Raw genomic sequence first — 14,943 nt, forward strand, 5'->3', positions numbered from 1 at the left:
CTAAATTGGTTAGACGGCATTTTTATTATTGGAGTGTTTTTGAAACTATATTTTTATAGGTTTTTCGGCAGTAAATATAAAATAGAAACCAATAAGTATAAAAGGAATGCTTAGCCATTGACCTGTAGAAAGCAGTCCCAGAGCATTTTCAAAGCCACCCTGACTTTCTTTTACGGATTCTACTACCATTCGAACCGAAAATAATAATACAAGGAATAATCCAAATAAAAATCCTGATTTTTCTCTCGCTTCTGTTTTCCAGTATAGGTAAAACAGGATTGCAAATACAAAAACATAACAAAACGCCTCATATAATTGTGCCGGATGTTTAACAGGTACCTGAGCTAATAAATTAGCAAATTTAGGGTTTGTGGCAATAGCGGTATAAGCTTCTTTGGGGTTAGGAATTTGTGTTTCATTCACAGCATCTGCTTTGCTGAAATAATCATGAATAAACTTGATCCCGAAAGATGAAGTTGTTTCTTTTCCAACAATTTCTGAATTGAAAAAGTTGCCTAATCTCACAAATATGGCGCCACTTGCAACAGCGATTACAACACGGTCTAAAATCCAGAGCAAAGGTCTTTTTAGGATGTTTTTGCTGTAATAATACATGGCAACAATTATTGATATTGCTGCTCCATGACTTGCCAGTCCCTGATAACCTGTGAATTCAAATTTAGGTGAGAATCGAAATGGTAAAAATATTTCAAGAAGATGGTTTCTAAAATATTCCCAATCATAAAATAACACATGTCCTAGTCGGGCACCTATTAATGTAGCGAGAACCGTCCAGACAAACAAAGAGTCCAGTTTTTCAAGGGATTCATTTTCACGTTCGAAAATGTTTTTCATGATGTACCAGCCTAGTCCAAAAGCAACTACAAACATTAAACTGTAGTATCTGATTACAAAAAAACCTAAATCGATACCTTCTGATGGATTCCATACGATATTTAAAGCGTGTGTCATGTATTCTTTTTTATATATGTAAAAGTAAATATTTTAAGTAAAACCAGTACTAATTAAAGGTTAATGTTTATGATTGTGTCTTTTTTCAGGAACGGGGTCATAACCACTTTTCCCCCAGGGATGACAGCTAAAGATTCTTTTTAAACCCAAATAGCCTCCATAAAATAAACCGTGCGTTTTTAAAGCTTCAATCATATAAGCAGAGCATGTAGGTGTAAATCGGCAAGTTGCCGGTGTTAGAGGAGAAATTACCAATTGGTAAATTCGCACCAGAAATACAAAGGGCAATATGATGATTTTTGAAAACATTTTTAGAATTTATGGATTGAAATCATGATAAATATTTTCAATGTGATTTAATAAATCAAATGCTAAAACTTGTTCCTTCTTTACTGTCTTTGAGCTGAATTCCCAAAGTTAATAACTGGTCTCTGATGTGATCAGACATGGCGAAATTTTTATCAGCACGTGCTTTATTACGCATGTCAATTAACATGTTTATAGTGCCTTCTAATTTGTCGTTGCTGCTATCGGCTGTTTTTTGATTCTCTAATCCTAGTACATCAAATACAAAAGATTGCATTGTTGTGGAAAGAGTTTCTAAATCTGTAGCACTGATAGTTTCTTTGTTTTCTTTTAACAAATTGACAAAGCGTACCCCTTCAAACAATTGTGCGATTAAGATTGGGCTATTAAAGTCATCATTCATGGCGTCATAGCAAAGTTGTTTCCAGCCTGCAATATCCAGTGTACTATTGCTGGCGGTTTTTATTTGCTTTAGCGAATCAATGGCTTCCATTAATCTTTTATATCCTTTCTCGGCAGCGACAATAGCCTCGTCAGAAAAATCAAGAATACTTCTGTAATGTGCCTGCAACATGAAAAAACGTGCTACTGAAGCAGGGAAAGCTTTGCTGAGAATAGTATTGTTTCCGGATAAAATTTCTCCCGGCAGAATGTTATTTCCGGTAGATTTTGCCATTTTTTTGCCATTTAGCGTAAGCATATTGGCATGCATCCAGTAGTTAACCGGCGTTTGACCGGTGCAGGCTTCATTTTGAGCGATTTCACATTCGTGATGCGGGAATTTTAAATCCATTCCGCCACCGTGAATATCAAAATGGTTGCCAAGGTATTTAGTACTCATGGCGGTACATTCTAAATGCCAACCCGGAAAACCGTCGCTCCATGGTGATGGCCAACGCATGATATGTTGTGGTTCGGCTTTTTTCCATAAAGCAAAATCCTGTGGGTTTCTCTTGTCTGATTGTCCGTCAAGATCTCTTGTATTGGCAAGCATATCTTCAATATTGCGACCACTTAATCTTCCGTAATGATTGGTTTTATTGAATTTTACTACGTCAAAATAAACAGAACCATTCGCTTCGTATCCTATCCCTGAATCGATTATTTTTTTGATAATTTCGATTTGTTCAATAATATGACCCGTTGCAGTGGGTTCAATACTTGGTGGTAAAAAGTTAAATGCTTTTAAAATTTCATGAAAATCTACAGTGTAACGCTGCACTACTTCCATAGGTTCTAATTGCTCCAGACGTGCTTTTTTAGCAATTTTATCTTCTCCTTCATCAACATCATCTACAATGTGTCCTACGTCAGTGATGTTTCTAACATATCTTACTTTATATCCTAAATGAATAAAATACCTGAAAATAACATCAAAGGACATAAAAGTCCTTAAGTTTCCAAGATGTACATTACTGTAAACTGTGGGTCCGCAAACATACATCCCAATGCTTCCTTCATTGATAGGTACAAATAGTTCTTTTTCTCCTGAAAGGGAATTGTATATTTTTAGTGTTTGAGTATTGTAGATTGACATGTTTTGTTTTTTGTGAGCTGTTTAACCGGTTTACATTTTATAATTTTTGTAAAATGCAGCGGTTTTTAGAATTTTGTTTCTAGTTTGATATAGTCTAAAAATTCTCTTCTGCATTGTGCTTCTTTGAATTTTCCTCCAAATTCGGATGTTACGGTACTGCTTTCAATATCGCTGATTCCTCTGGAGTTTACACAAAGATGTTTGGCGTCAATTACGCAGGCTACATCTTCGGTTCCTAAAGCTTGTTGCAATTCCTGAACAATCTGCATGGTAAGACGTTCCTGTACCTGAGGTCTTTTAGAATAATATTCTACAATACGATTCATTTTTGATAAGCCTATTACGGTACCATTAGAAATATAAGCTACGTGAGCTCTTCCAATAATTGGTAATAAGTGGTGTTCGCAGGTAGAGTAAACAATGATGTTTTTTTCAACCAGCATTTCACCATATTTGTAGTTGTTGTCAAAAGTAGAGGCTTTTGGTTTTCTGGCTGGATTTAATCCTCCAAAAATCTCTTTTACAAACATTTTTGCTACACGATTAGGCGTGCCTTTTAAGCTGTCGTCTGTTAAGTCCATTCCCAGAGTTAAAAGAATGTTTTCGACGTCTTTTTTTATTTTTTCAATTTTTTCATCATCCGAAATGGCAAAAGCGTCTTCGCGCATTGGATTTTGTGCACTTGAACCAATGTGATTGTCTCCTATTGGATCATGCATTTCTTCATTTTGTATCATTAAATACTACTGTTATATTGGGTGTATATTTTTAAGGCTGTAAAGATAATTAATATAAACTAAAGAATTTCTATAGCTTTTGATAAAAATCAGCTCTTTTATGGCTGCTGATTCATCTTGTTTTCTTGCATTTGTTAAAAAAAATAAAGACAATAACGTGAAATAGGTTATTGTCTTTATAATGTTGTTTTTTGTTTAAAAAAATAGTGTTCTAGAGTGCGTTATAAGTAGCTATGGCGTCTTTTAGAATATGAACTGCTTTAGTTAAATCTTCTTTGTTAAGCACATAAGCAATACGCACCTGATTTAAACCCATTCCGGGAGTAGAATAAAATCCGGCTGCAGGAGCTACCATGACCGTTTCTCCGTTTAAATTATAACTTTCTAATAGCCATTGCGCAAAAGTTTCGGTATTGTCTACAGGAAGTTCAGCAATACAGTAAAAAGCTGCTTTAGGTGGCGTAACTACTACACCTTCAATTTTGTTTAATTCAGCAATTAAGGTATCTCTTCGTCCTTTGTATTCTTCGATTACTTCGTCAAAATAACTTTGCGGCGTGTCAATAGCTGCCTCACAGGCAATTTGTTCAATTGTAGGCGGACATAAACGTGCCTGCGCAAATTTCATTGCGGTAGCGATAACTTGTTTGTTTTTAGTCACCATACAACCAATTCGGGCACCACACATGCTGTAACGTTTGGAAACCGAATCAATCATGATTACATTTTGTTCCAAACCAATCAGGTTCATTACTGAATAATGTTTGTCCTTTTCGTCATAGATAAATTCGCGATATACTTCATCAGCTATCAAAAATAAATCGTGTTTTTTTACCAGTTCTCCTAGTTGCTGAATTTCGGATTCTGAGTATAAATTCCCCGTTGGATTACTGGGATTACAAATTAATATGGCTTTTGTTTTTGGTGTAATTAATTTTTCGAAAGCTTCAATAGAAGGCAGTGTAAATCCGCTTTCAAAACTTGAATTTACAGGAATTACAGTAGCACTTGATTCTTCAGAAAAAGCGTGATAATTTGCATAAAAAGGTTCCGGAATGATTATCTCATCTCCCGGATCCATAATACTGCCCAGTGCAAACAATAAAGCTTCTGAACCACCGGTAGTGATCATAATATCAGTATAGTCCACTCTTACATTTTGATTGGTGTAAAATTGGGCTAATTTTTTTCGGTAACTTTCATAACCAGCCGAGGGACCATATTCAATGATCTCCATGTTGATGTTTTTAATGGCTTGAATGGCTATTTCTGGACTTTTTATATCAGGTTGACCTATATTTAAGTGATATACTTTCAGGCCTTTTTTATTAGCTATGTCAGCAAAGGGAGCCAATTTTCGAATTGGCGATTCAGGCATTTTACGGCCTCTTATTGAAATTTCAGGCATCTTATATAAAAATTTGATGCAAATTTGCGATTTTTTTTTTGAACTATGCTACCTATCGTTTTACAATTTGAAATTATATCGTTTTATAAACAAGAATTTTATTAACTTTATAGAAACAGCTTGTGATGAAAAAAATAATCTTATTTTTTTTTCTCTTTGGTTTTGCGATTTCAGCCTTTTCGCAAGAGGGTTTTGAATTTGTTAATACAAAAAGCAGTAAGGTTAAAATTCCTGCAAAAATAATCAATAATTTAGTTTTTATCCCGATTAAAGTGAATGGTGTTGAACTTCTGTTTTTATTAGATTCCGGTGTTGAAGAAACTATTTTGTTTGGCTTTGAAGACACAAAAGAGCTTAATCTGAACCATGTTGAAAAAATAAACATCAGAGGATTAGGCGGTAATGATGCCATTGAAGGACTTAAATCTAAGGGGAATTTACTGGAAATAGGGAAGTTGCAGTCTAAGGATCATCTGTTGTATTTGGTTTTAGATCCGTTATTTAATTTATCCAGTTATGTTGGGGTCACGGTTAATGGCATCATTGGTTCGGCAGCGTTTAAGAATCATTTGGTTGCAACTGATTATAGAAAGAAATTGGTTTTCTTTTACAAACCGGATTCTAAATACCATCATACTATTCAAAAAAAGTACACTAAAGTTCCTATTTCTATAGAAAGGAATAAACCTTATATAAATTCTTCTGTGTGGATAGATACTACTGAAGTAAAGGTTAAACTTCTTATCGATAGCGGTAATAGTGATGCAATCTGGCTTTTTGATCAGCTTTCAAGTGAAATATATGTGCCTGAGCTCCATTTTTATGATTATTTAGGACAAGGTTTAAGCGGTACTGTTGAGGGAAAAAGAGCCCGTATTGCTAAATTTTCAATGGGCGATTTTCAGTTTGATTTTCCAGTTGTCGCTTTTCCTGATCCCGGTTCTATCCAAAACATCAGTTTGCAGTTTAATAGATTGGGATCGTTGGGCGGAGCTATTTTAAAACGATTTTTAGTTGTTTTTGATTATAATAACGGCAGTTTGTATCTGAAGAAAAATAAATCCTATAAAGCTCCTTTTTATTATAACAAAAGCGGAATCGAAATTTGGCATACCGGTTTGCAATTAGTACAGCAAATGGTTGTTAGTCTGGATAATTCAATTGCTATAAGTGGTGATAGTAATAAATCGACTCATAAATACCGATTAGAGTTAAAGCCTGTTTATGAAATAGGTTATGTCAGAGAAAAATCGAGCGCTTTTGAAAGTGGTCTTAAAAAAGGAGATATTGTAGTAGCAATTGATGGAAAATCTGCTTATAATTTTTCATTGCAGGAAATAAATTCTCTTTTATGGTCAGAAGAAGAAATTTGGGTAGAATTAAGGATTTTGCGGGAAGGGAAATTAATGAATTTCAAATTTCGTTTATTGAATATTTTATAAAAAAAAATGCTTCCTGAAATAGAAAGCATTTATGATAAAGCTTAAAGAGAAACTACTTCTCCTTTTATTTTTAAAGGAATTCTTCCTTCGTCATAATTAATGGCATTCGATTCTACGGTAATTGTTTTTCGGATTGGTCCAGGAGTCATATCGTATTTAATATCAATTTTGCTTGATTTTCCGGGTTGTACTGTTTCGTTTTGTTTGGATAGGATTGTACAGTTACTTGTAGAGTGAACAGAATAAATTAATAATGGGGCATCGCCTGTGTTAGTGTATTCGAATGAGCGGATGCCATTGTCATTTTTTTTAGTAATAGTTCCGTAATCAATGGTATTGTGTTTGGCTTTAAACTCTATTTTAGCTCCTTTTTGAGCAAATCCTATAGCGCTAAAAGCTAAGATTGCTGTTAATGTGGCTATTTTTTTCATGGTTGTGGGTTATTTAAAAAGTAAATATACTTTGTTTTAATTAGTGCACAAATTTTTATTTCTCTTTTTATAGTGTACTTTATTATTTACTTTTGTTCCCGATATAAAATACAAAAATCAGACCAAAGTAAATGGTTTATTTGTTGATGTGTTTATTTGCTAATAGGGTAGTTATTTGCCATTTAGCTGTTTAGCCGCATCCACAAATTGACAAATAAACGAATCAACATAGAAAAATGACAATTCCCGCACAATTTGACGCTAAAACGATAGAGCAAAAATGGTATGATTACTGGATGAAAAACAACTATTTTCACTCAGAACCAGACCACAGGACACCTTATACCATTGTAATCCCGCCGCCCAATGTCACCGGAGTTTTGCACATGGGGCATATGTTAAACAATACTATTCAGGATGTTTTGATAAGAAGAGCCCGCTTAAAAGGATTTAATGCCTGCTGGGTTCCGGGAACGGATCATGCTTCTATTGCAACTGAAGCTAAGGTTGTGGCTAAGCTAAAAGCCGAAGGGATTAATAAAAATGACCTGACGCGCGAAGAGTTTTTAAAACACGCTTGGGAATGGACGGATAAATATGGCGGAACAATCTTAGAGCAGCTTAAAAAGTTAGGTGCTTCCTGTGACTGGGAACGTACCAAATTTACTATGGATCCGGATATGTCAGCCTCTGTAATTAAATCGTTTGTTGATTTATATAACAAAGGGTTGATTTATCGTGGCTACCGAATGGTAAACTGGGATCCGGAAGCTAAAACAACGCTTTCTGACGAAGAAGTTATTTATGAAGAACAACAAGGAAAATTATATTTCTTAAAATATAAAATAGAAGGTAGCGAGGAAGTCCTGACAGTGGCTACCACGCGTCCGGAAACTATTTTTGGAGATACTGCCATTTGTATTAATCCAAATGATGAGCGTTTTGCTCATTTGAAAGGAAAGAAAGCTATTGTGCCAATTTGTGGTCGTGTAATTCCGATTATCGAAGATGAATATGTAGATGTAGAATTCGGAACAGGATGTTTGAAAGTAACTCCAGCCCACGATATGAACGATAAAACCTTAGGAGAGAAACACAATCTGGAAATCGTTGATATTTTTAATGAAGATGCCACGCTAAACAGCTTTGGATTGCATTATCAGGGAAAAGACCGTTTTGTGGTTCGTACCGAAATTGAAAAAGAGTTAGAAGAAATTGGCGCTTTGGCGAAGACCGAAATTCATTTGAATAAAGTAGGAACATCTGAAAGAACTAAAGCCGTTATCGAACCAAGATTATCGGATCAATGGTTTTTAAAAATGGAAGATTTAGTAAAACCGGCAATTAAATCGGTTTTAGAAACGGGTGATATTAAATTACATCCTGCTCGTTTTAATAATACCTATGCACATTGGTTAAACAATATCCGCGATTGGAATATTTCCCGTCAATTATGGTGGGGACACAGAATTCCGGCTTTTTATTACGGAGACGGAAAAGAAGATTTCGTAGTTGCTGAAAATATTGAAGATGCTTTAAAATTAGCTCAAGCCAAAACTTCTAACTTCTCACTTCTTACCTCTGACCTTAAACAAGATGTTGATGCTTTAGATACATGGTTTTCGGCATGGTTATGGCCAATGTCTGTTTTTGGTGGAATCATGGATCCCGAAAGTGCGGATTACAAATATTATTATCCAACAAATGACTTGGTTACAGGTCCGGATATTCTGTTTTTCTGGGTTGCCAGAATGATTATTGCAGGATATGAATATGCAGGTGAAAAACCGTTTACAAATGTATATTTGACAGGTTTGGTTCGTGATAAACAACGTCGTAAAATGTCTAAATCATTAGGAAACTCTCCTGATCCTTTAGATTTGATTGAGAAATTTGGAGCCGATGGTGTTCGTGTAGGATTGCTTTTAAGTGCTTCTGCCGGAAATGATATTATGTTTGATGAGGAATTGTGTAATCAGGGGAAAGGATTTTCGAATAAGATTTGGAATGCTTTTAAACTGATTAAAGGCTGGGAAGTTTCAACAACTATTCCGCAACCGGAATCCTCAAAAGTAGCGATCGAATGGTATGAAGCGAAGTTGCAGCAAACTTTAGCAGATATTGAAGATAATTTCGAAAAATACAGAATCTCCGATTCATTAATGGCAATCTATAAACTGGTTTGGGATGATTTTTGCTCCTGGTTTTTAGAGATGATCAAGCCGGCATACCAGCAGCCAATTGACAGTGTGACTTTTGCGAAAGCGATAGAAATGTTAGAAAGTAACTTGAAATTGTTGCATCCTTTTATGCCTTTCTTAACAGAGGAAATTTGGCATTTAATTGCTGAGAGAACTCCGGAAGAAGCTTTAATTGTTTCAACCTGGCCTGAATTAAAACCGTTTAATGTGAGTTTAATTGCTGATTTTGAAAATACAATTGAAGTGATTTCAGGAATCAGAACCATCAGAAAAGATAAAAATATTCCGTTTAAAGATGCTATCGAATTGAAGGCAATTAACAGTGAAAACGTTTCTACTTATTTTGATTCTATCGTAACAAAATTGGGTAATATTTCAGCTTTCGAATATGTTTCTGAAAAAGTTGACGGAGCCTTATCTTTCCGTGTAAAATCAAATGAATATTTTATCCCGATTTCCGGAAATATCAATATCGAAGAAGAAATTGAAAAACTGAATGCTGAGTTAGTTTATATCAAAGGATTTCTGAAATCAGTTCAGGCAAAATTATCAAACGAAAAATTTGTTAACGGAGCTCCGGAAAAAGTATTGGCTAATGAAAAACAAAAAGAAGCGGATGCCTTAGCTAAAATTGCTACTATAGAGCAAAGTTTGTTAAGCTTGAAATAATTTTTTTTTGTAGCATTTATAGAAAAGCCAAAGTAAATTTAGTTTTACTTTGGCTTAATTTTTTATTGAGACTTTACGGATTAAATTTTGTTTGTTATTCTTTTTTCTTACGGAATAAATCTTTTTATCGATGAAATTTACAGATAATCTGTTTTAAGTTTTTTTTAACATTTCATTCCCTTATTTACATTTAACTTTGAAAGTCTTATTTATTTAAGTACTGTCTCTCAGATAAAATAAAATATTTTTTTAATTTCTTTTTTTGAAAAAAAGTATTTTTTTGATTTGTATACAAGTTCCCCAAACTTGTTGTTTAACCTAATTATGTTTTTATTTTATTTTTGAATAAATGTAATTTTTAACATATTGGTTATAAAAGGGATATTTAATTATCTTTTAAAATTACCCTTAATTGATTTGATGGCTTCATACATTTTATGAAGATTATTTTCGACAGGTTTTCTATCCCTAATCTGAAAACTCTTATTTAACCATTTCGATTGTTTAATCATTGAAAACTATTTTTTAAAAATAGATTTTTTGGTTGAGGAATAAAGTATTATTCTCATATAGGATGGTGACTCATAGTTTCTTGCTATGCGAATATTTTCTTTTTTACATTTAAGTTTTTCAGCGTTTCAATTTTATGCCCAAATAAATTATATGATATAAAAATACCTTAATTCATTTATAACTATCACAATTCGATTTTGAATAGGATTGATGTGATTCTCAAAAATCATCATTGATAGTATTAGAAAATGATATTGTTTTTGTTGCGGTTGTATTAATATGTCGTGTAATTTTTAGATTATAGTTAACAATTCAATCAGTTGGTTTTTTGTGTTTATAGAAAGTAAACCCGAAAGAGCAGACAAGAACAATACTGTTTTTATTAGAAGTTTCATTTTTAAGCTTTAATAATGAATTAAATTTAAGGTTATGAAAAGCATTATTCTTTCCAATTTTCATCCTGTTACAGTGGGTCAATTATTCGATCAGGAGAAACTTAATCAGTATACGAAATTTTTATATTATCATTTTCAAAATAGCCCGGGTTTAGGAACTGTAGAAAGTTCTGATCAGGTTAAGGATGAAAAAGTAAGTTTTGACTTTATTTCAGATCAGGTTGATAAATATTCTGTTTCCTCTGAAAATATTAGCAGCAGACAAATTATTATTTTTGAAGAAGTAAAAGATTTTATTGAAAAAATAATGGAGGTTACTTCTCCTATGGAATACCATTTTCCGGATGGATTTGAAGTTAAGGAAGGAAAATCTTCCGGGCCTAAAATAGAAGTGAGAATGGAGTGGTTTAAAAATAAAATGGGTTTTGTTTTTGATCAATTTTATTCAAAAAATAATAGTAAACCGGAAAATTTAATTCATGTTACTTGTTCCGGTTATTCTTCTCCCAGTGTTGCTCAGGAGGCTGTAATTGAAAGAAACTGGAGCAGCGTTCAGGTTACACACTCCTATCACATGGGGTGTTATGGTGCTTTTCCTGCTATTCGTACCGCTAGTAGTCTTATAGCTGCGAGTTTGAATAACGGCAGGGTAGATGTTGTACATACCGAATTATTGTCGGCACATTTAAATTTAACCGAATTTTCACCTGCAAATACTATGATTTGTTCTCTTTTTGCAGATGGCTTTATAGGCTATTCTTTATATGAAGAGCAATCCTTTATGAATGATGATGCTGTTTTAGAAAAAAAAGGCTTACGTATTCTGGCTTCACACGAATTGCTTATTCCGGACTCATTAGAGGATATGTCCTGGGATTTAGGAGAGTATAATTTTTTGATGACGCTATCTAAAAGAGTTCCTGTTTTTATTCGAAAAAATATTAAATCTTTTTTGACAACTCTTTGTGAAAAAGGGGATGTTGATCTGGAAAAACAAAAATCACAAATGTATTTTGCCATACATCCCGGCGGACCTAAAATTATTGATTATGTAGTAAGTGAGATTGGTATTGCTGATGATCAGGCTCGTTGGTCCTATGAGGTGTTGCGAAATCATGGCAATATGTCATCGGCAACCATACCTTATATTTTGAAAAATATTATAGATGATTCTAGTATCAAAGCAGGTACTAAGGTTATAGCAATGGCGTTTGGTCCCGGTCTTACGGCTACTTCGTTATTATTAGAAAAAATATGATTTATAAATTATAGCAATAGATTTGTTTTGTAAATAACAGAATCTATTAGGACGGTAAACTTCAATGTTTTAAATTGATTTTATTATGATTAGTTCTCTTTTTAAAGGAACGCTCGGTTTTTTTATTTTGATTCAATTAATTTCTAAAATCTCTCTGGATTAATTTTTTTTACACATTCAATTAATTAAAAAAGAATCCGTATTGCTCCCCACAATAGCTTGTCTTTTTACTGATGGCATACTTCATAAGTGTTTATGACGGTTAATTTTCTGCAAGTTATCACCCCCAAGTTTGATAACAATTTAAAACCTTACTTTTTAATAGACTTAGTTTTATAAAACTTCAAATTTGTTTTTATGGCGTTTAGTTATACAAATGAATATTTCATTGAATATTCTTAATTGAAAGAAGTGTTTCTTCTTTAGATGTTTTGATAATTTTCTTCCCAAATCTGGAAAATTTAGTGGTTGCCTACTTTTGTAAAGTGATTAATAATGTCTCAAATTATTTTAATGTTTGCAGATATTACGAATTATTTTTTACTTCTAATTCTATTTACCGTAGATGACGGTAGACTTCAAAACAACGTTTTGAAGATGTTTTTTATGATAGTTACCCCCAAGTCTCAATTAATACCTATTTAAAATAATTTATGACAAAAAAATACTATTATCATGAAAAAAAATATTTTTTATACGATGCAAAGTGCAGAAATGTATTTTCTCACTTTACTCACTTGCTGTAAGACAGCGTTATTAAAGATATATTGGGAGAATGTTATAGTTAAGAGGCTTCTTTATTATAACATGCTCTTGTTTATGTCTTTGTTTTTTACAGCCAATTCATTTGGACAGGACGTAGGTTCATCTGCTGTTAAAGGGAATTTTGGTATTGATGGAGATGTATATGCTAATCGATTACAATTTCCTAATGTTGAGGTTCCACCTGTGGGTTTTCCTGATGCATCAGGGACTGATGATTGGTTTGTAAATACTAGTTTATGGAGCGGAAATGGCAAGGGGGTTATTGACCAGTTGGGGTTAAATCCAGCTTCGGATCCTATACCTAATCCGATGACTAATAGCTCTTTTGAGCTTAGACAATCCATATTTGCAGCTTCGGATCCATTTCCTTATCCAATAGTTCCGCCAAGTGCATACCCATGGACAGGAAGTTATTTGTGGCTGGATGCGGTGTATGGTAGAGATACTTATGTAAAAGGAGGTAATGCTGAAACATCTTATTTTGCTGGTAGTGGCGATAAAAATTCAGATAATCCGAATACTTGGTCCATCGGGACAGCAGGTAGTGTGCCGCAAAAAGATGATATTATTGATGTTTATGCACATATAAGAGGAGAAGGAATTCGAATTCCATTTTCTGATCCGGGTGGGCTTGATCCAAGACCTTTTTCAACGCTTTGGGCCTATGCAGGAGCTTCGTTAGTGGTTACTAATGGTAACAAGCATCTCGATTTCGAATTTTTCAGAACGGGAGCTGAGCTTGCTGGTAATGCTATCGTAAATACAGGTTCTGATGGTGGACGTACCGCCTGGACTTTTAATGGTGATGGTTCTATTGCTATTCCGGGAACCATTATAATTTCGGTAGATTATATTAATGGGGGGAATGTTCCTTCTATTAGAATTAGAGTATGGATGAGTCAGGCTACTTTTAATGCGTATGATAATACAAAAGGAGGCAGACCATTTAATGTAGATAAAAATGTAGCTTTTGAAACAGGTACAGATTCAGAAGGTTATGGTTATGCAGCTATTAATCCTAAAGTCAATGAGATAAACATGTGGGGTAGAGTTAATGATGATTTTGCTACCTATGAAAATTCCCGTACGCTAGGTCCTCCATGGAAAACTTGGGAAGGTACTACGCCAACTGCTGTAGATATGTACACACGCTTTCAGTTTGTTGAGATTGGTATTAATTTGACTGCATTCGGATTGGATGCCAGAGGTTCTCAGGATCCTTGCTCTAATTTATTGGGTAGTTTATTGGTTAAAACCCGTGCTAGTGGTGGTGGACCTAATGAAGGAGCTTTCGGTAGTGAATTGAAAGATTTTGCAGGTCCTTATCTGTTTGGACTTACAGGTGCTCCGCCAGTAATAACAGTTGCTCCTAAAACTTTTTGCGAATCCGATAATCCGGTTAATCTGACTACAGGAAACTCTGTTAGTGCAACTGGCGGTGCAATTGAGTATTTTACAGATGATGACTACGAAATTGGAGATAAAATAAATAATCCAACAATGTATGTAGCTCCAATAGGAGAAACAACAATTTATGTTCGTAGTGAAAAACTGGGTAATCCGGGTTGTTTTGGATATAATTCGTTTACAGTAATTGTGAATGATCAGCCAAATGCGGGTACAGATGGTTCTACTACCGTTTGTGAAAGCAGTACAACTCCTATTGACTTATTTAGTTTGATTACAGGAGAAGATGCAGGAGGAACTTGGACTAGATTAACAGGCACAGGCGGAACATTTAATGCAGCAACAGGAACTTATACTTCGGCATTAGATGCAACAACAAGTACCTTTAGATATAGTTTGTCAGCAACCGCGCCATGTGTTGGAGATGATAGTGTCGCTACAGTGACTATTAATAGCCTGCCAAATGCGGGTACAGATGGTTCTACTATCGTTTGCGAAAGCAGTACAACTCCTATTGACTTATTTAGTTTGATTACAGGAGAAGATGCTGGAGGAACTTGGACTAGATTAACAGGCACAGGCGGAACATTTAATGCAGCAACAGGAACTTATACTCCGGCATTAGATGCAACAACAAGTACTTTTAGATATAGTTTATCAGCAACCGCACCATGTGTTGGAGATGAGAGTGTGGCTACAGTGACCATTAATAGCCAGCCAAATGCGGGTACAGATGGTTCTACTATCGTTTGCGAAAGCAGTACAACTCCTATTGACTTATTTAGTTTGATTACAGGAGAAGATGCAGGAGGAACTTGGACTAGATTAACAGGCACAGGCGGAACATTTAATGCAGCAACAGGAACTTATACTCCGGCATTAGATGCAACAACAAGTACCTT

General features: G+C 34.4%; 9 protein-coding genes and 1 pseudogene. 4 read left to right on the plus strand and 6 right to left on the minus strand.

The features are described from left to right. Nucleotides 1-45 precede the first annotated feature (45 nt). From lgt to BUB89_RS14155, 5 genes are all read right to left on the minus strand, one after another. Nucleotides 46-972: a prolipoprotein diacylglyceryl transferase gene (lgt, locus tag BUB89_RS14135; RefSeq protein WP_073246127.1), complete on the minus strand. Its 927-nt coding sequence runs from the start codon at nucleotides 970-972 to the stop codon at nucleotides 46-48. A gap of 60 nt (nucleotides 973-1,032) precedes the next feature. Next, complete coding sequence (gene yidD, locus BUB89_RS14140; protein ID WP_073246129.1) at nucleotides 1,033-1,281, minus strand: membrane protein insertion efficiency factor YidD; 249 nt, start codon at nucleotides 1,279-1,281, stop codon at nucleotides 1,033-1,035. A gap of 55 nt (nucleotides 1,282-1,336) precedes the next feature. Then, complete coding sequence (cysS, locus tag BUB89_RS14145; RefSeq protein WP_073246131.1) at nucleotides 1,337-2,815, minus strand: cysteine--tRNA ligase; 1,479 nt, start codon at nucleotides 2,813-2,815, stop codon at nucleotides 1,337-1,339. 65 nt (nucleotides 2,816-2,880) lie between these two features. After that, nucleotides 2,881-3,552 carry a GTP cyclohydrolase I FolE gene (gene folE, locus BUB89_RS14150; protein WP_073246132.1) on the minus strand — a complete coding sequence of 224 codons (672 nt, stop codon included), beginning with the start codon at nucleotides 3,550-3,552 and terminating at the stop codon, nucleotides 2,881-2,883. A gap of 211 nt (nucleotides 3,553-3,763) precedes the next feature. Continuing rightward, the gene (locus BUB89_RS14155; RefSeq protein WP_073246134.1) at nucleotides 3,764-4,960 is read right to left on the minus strand and encodes a pyridoxal phosphate-dependent aminotransferase; all 1,197 of its coding nucleotides are present in this window, start codon (nucleotides 4,958-4,960) and stop codon (nucleotides 3,764-3,766) included. A gap of 125 nt (nucleotides 4,961-5,085) precedes the next feature. Here BUB89_RS14155 and BUB89_RS14160 point away from each other — a divergent pair, with 125 nt between their 5' ends. Then, complete coding sequence (locus tag BUB89_RS14160) at nucleotides 5,086-6,402, plus strand: aspartyl protease family protein (protein ID WP_073246136.1); 1,317 nt, start codon at nucleotides 5,086-5,088, stop codon at nucleotides 6,400-6,402. 41 nt (nucleotides 6,403-6,443) lie between these two features. Here the strand turns inward: BUB89_RS14160 and BUB89_RS14165 are convergent, their stop codons facing one another. Then, nucleotides 6,444-6,833 carry a DUF1573 domain-containing protein gene (locus BUB89_RS14165; protein WP_073246138.1) on the minus strand — a complete coding sequence of 130 codons (390 nt, stop codon included), beginning with the start codon at nucleotides 6,831-6,833 and terminating at the stop codon, nucleotides 6,444-6,446. A 236-nt stretch (nucleotides 6,834-7,069) separates the two neighbouring features. On the opposite strand from BUB89_RS14165, the gene BUB89_RS14170 reads away from it, so the two are divergent. From BUB89_RS14170 to BUB89_RS14180, 3 genes and pseudogenes are all read left to right on the plus strand, one after another. Beyond that, the gene (locus tag BUB89_RS14170) at nucleotides 7,070-9,703 is read left to right on the plus strand and encodes a valine--tRNA ligase (RefSeq protein ID WP_073246141.1); all 2,634 of its coding nucleotides are present in this window, start codon (nucleotides 7,070-7,072) and stop codon (nucleotides 9,701-9,703) included. Nucleotides 9,704-10,645: 942 nt separating this feature from the next. Continuing rightward, on the plus strand, nucleotides 10,646-11,869 hold the full coding sequence (locus BUB89_RS14175; protein ID WP_073246143.1) for a 3-oxoacyl-[acyl-carrier-protein] synthase III C-terminal domain-containing protein: 1,224 nt from the start codon (nucleotides 10,646-10,648) through the stop codon (nucleotides 11,867-11,869). Between the two features lie 819 nt (nucleotides 11,870-12,688). Then, nucleotides 12,689-14,943, plus strand: a pseudogene (locus BUB89_RS14180) (hypothetical protein); the annotation flags it as partial.

It is taken from the genome of Flavobacterium flevense, assembly GCF_900142775.1.
In the GTDB taxonomy this organism is placed as follows: Bacteria; Bacteroidota; Bacteroidia; order Flavobacteriales; family Flavobacteriaceae; genus Flavobacterium; species Flavobacterium flevense.

Coding starts and splice junctions, on each gene's coding strand:
- BUB89_RS14160 (WP_073246136.1), top strand. CDS start 5,086: ATGAAAAAAATAATCTTATTTTTTTTTCTCTTTGGTTTTGCGATTTCA.
- yidD (WP_073246129.1), bottom strand. CDS start 1,281: ATGTTTTCAAAAATCATCATATTGCCCTTTGTATTTCTGGTGCGAATT.
- BUB89_RS14165 (WP_073246138.1), bottom strand. CDS start 6,833: ATGAAAAAAATAGCCACATTAACAGCAATCTTAGCTTTTAGCGCTATA.
- BUB89_RS14170 (WP_073246141.1), top strand. CDS start 7,070: ATGACAATTCCCGCACAATTTGACGCTAAAACGATAGAGCAAAAATGG.
- BUB89_RS14175 (WP_073246143.1), top strand. CDS start 10,646: ATGAAAAGCATTATTCTTTCCAATTTTCATCCTGTTACAGTGGGTCAA.
- lgt (WP_073246127.1), bottom strand. CDS start 972: ATGACACACGCTTTAAATATCGTATGGAATCCATCAGAAGGTATCGAT.
- BUB89_RS14155 (WP_073246134.1), bottom strand. CDS start 4,960: ATGCCTGAAATTTCAATAAGAGGCCGTAAAATGCCTGAATCGCCAATT.
- folE (WP_073246132.1), bottom strand. CDS start 3,552: ATGATACAAAATGAAGAAATGCATGATCCAATAGGAGACAATCACATT.
- cysS (WP_073246131.1), bottom strand. CDS start 2,815: ATGTCAATCTACAATACTCAAACACTAAAAATATACAATTCCCTTTCA.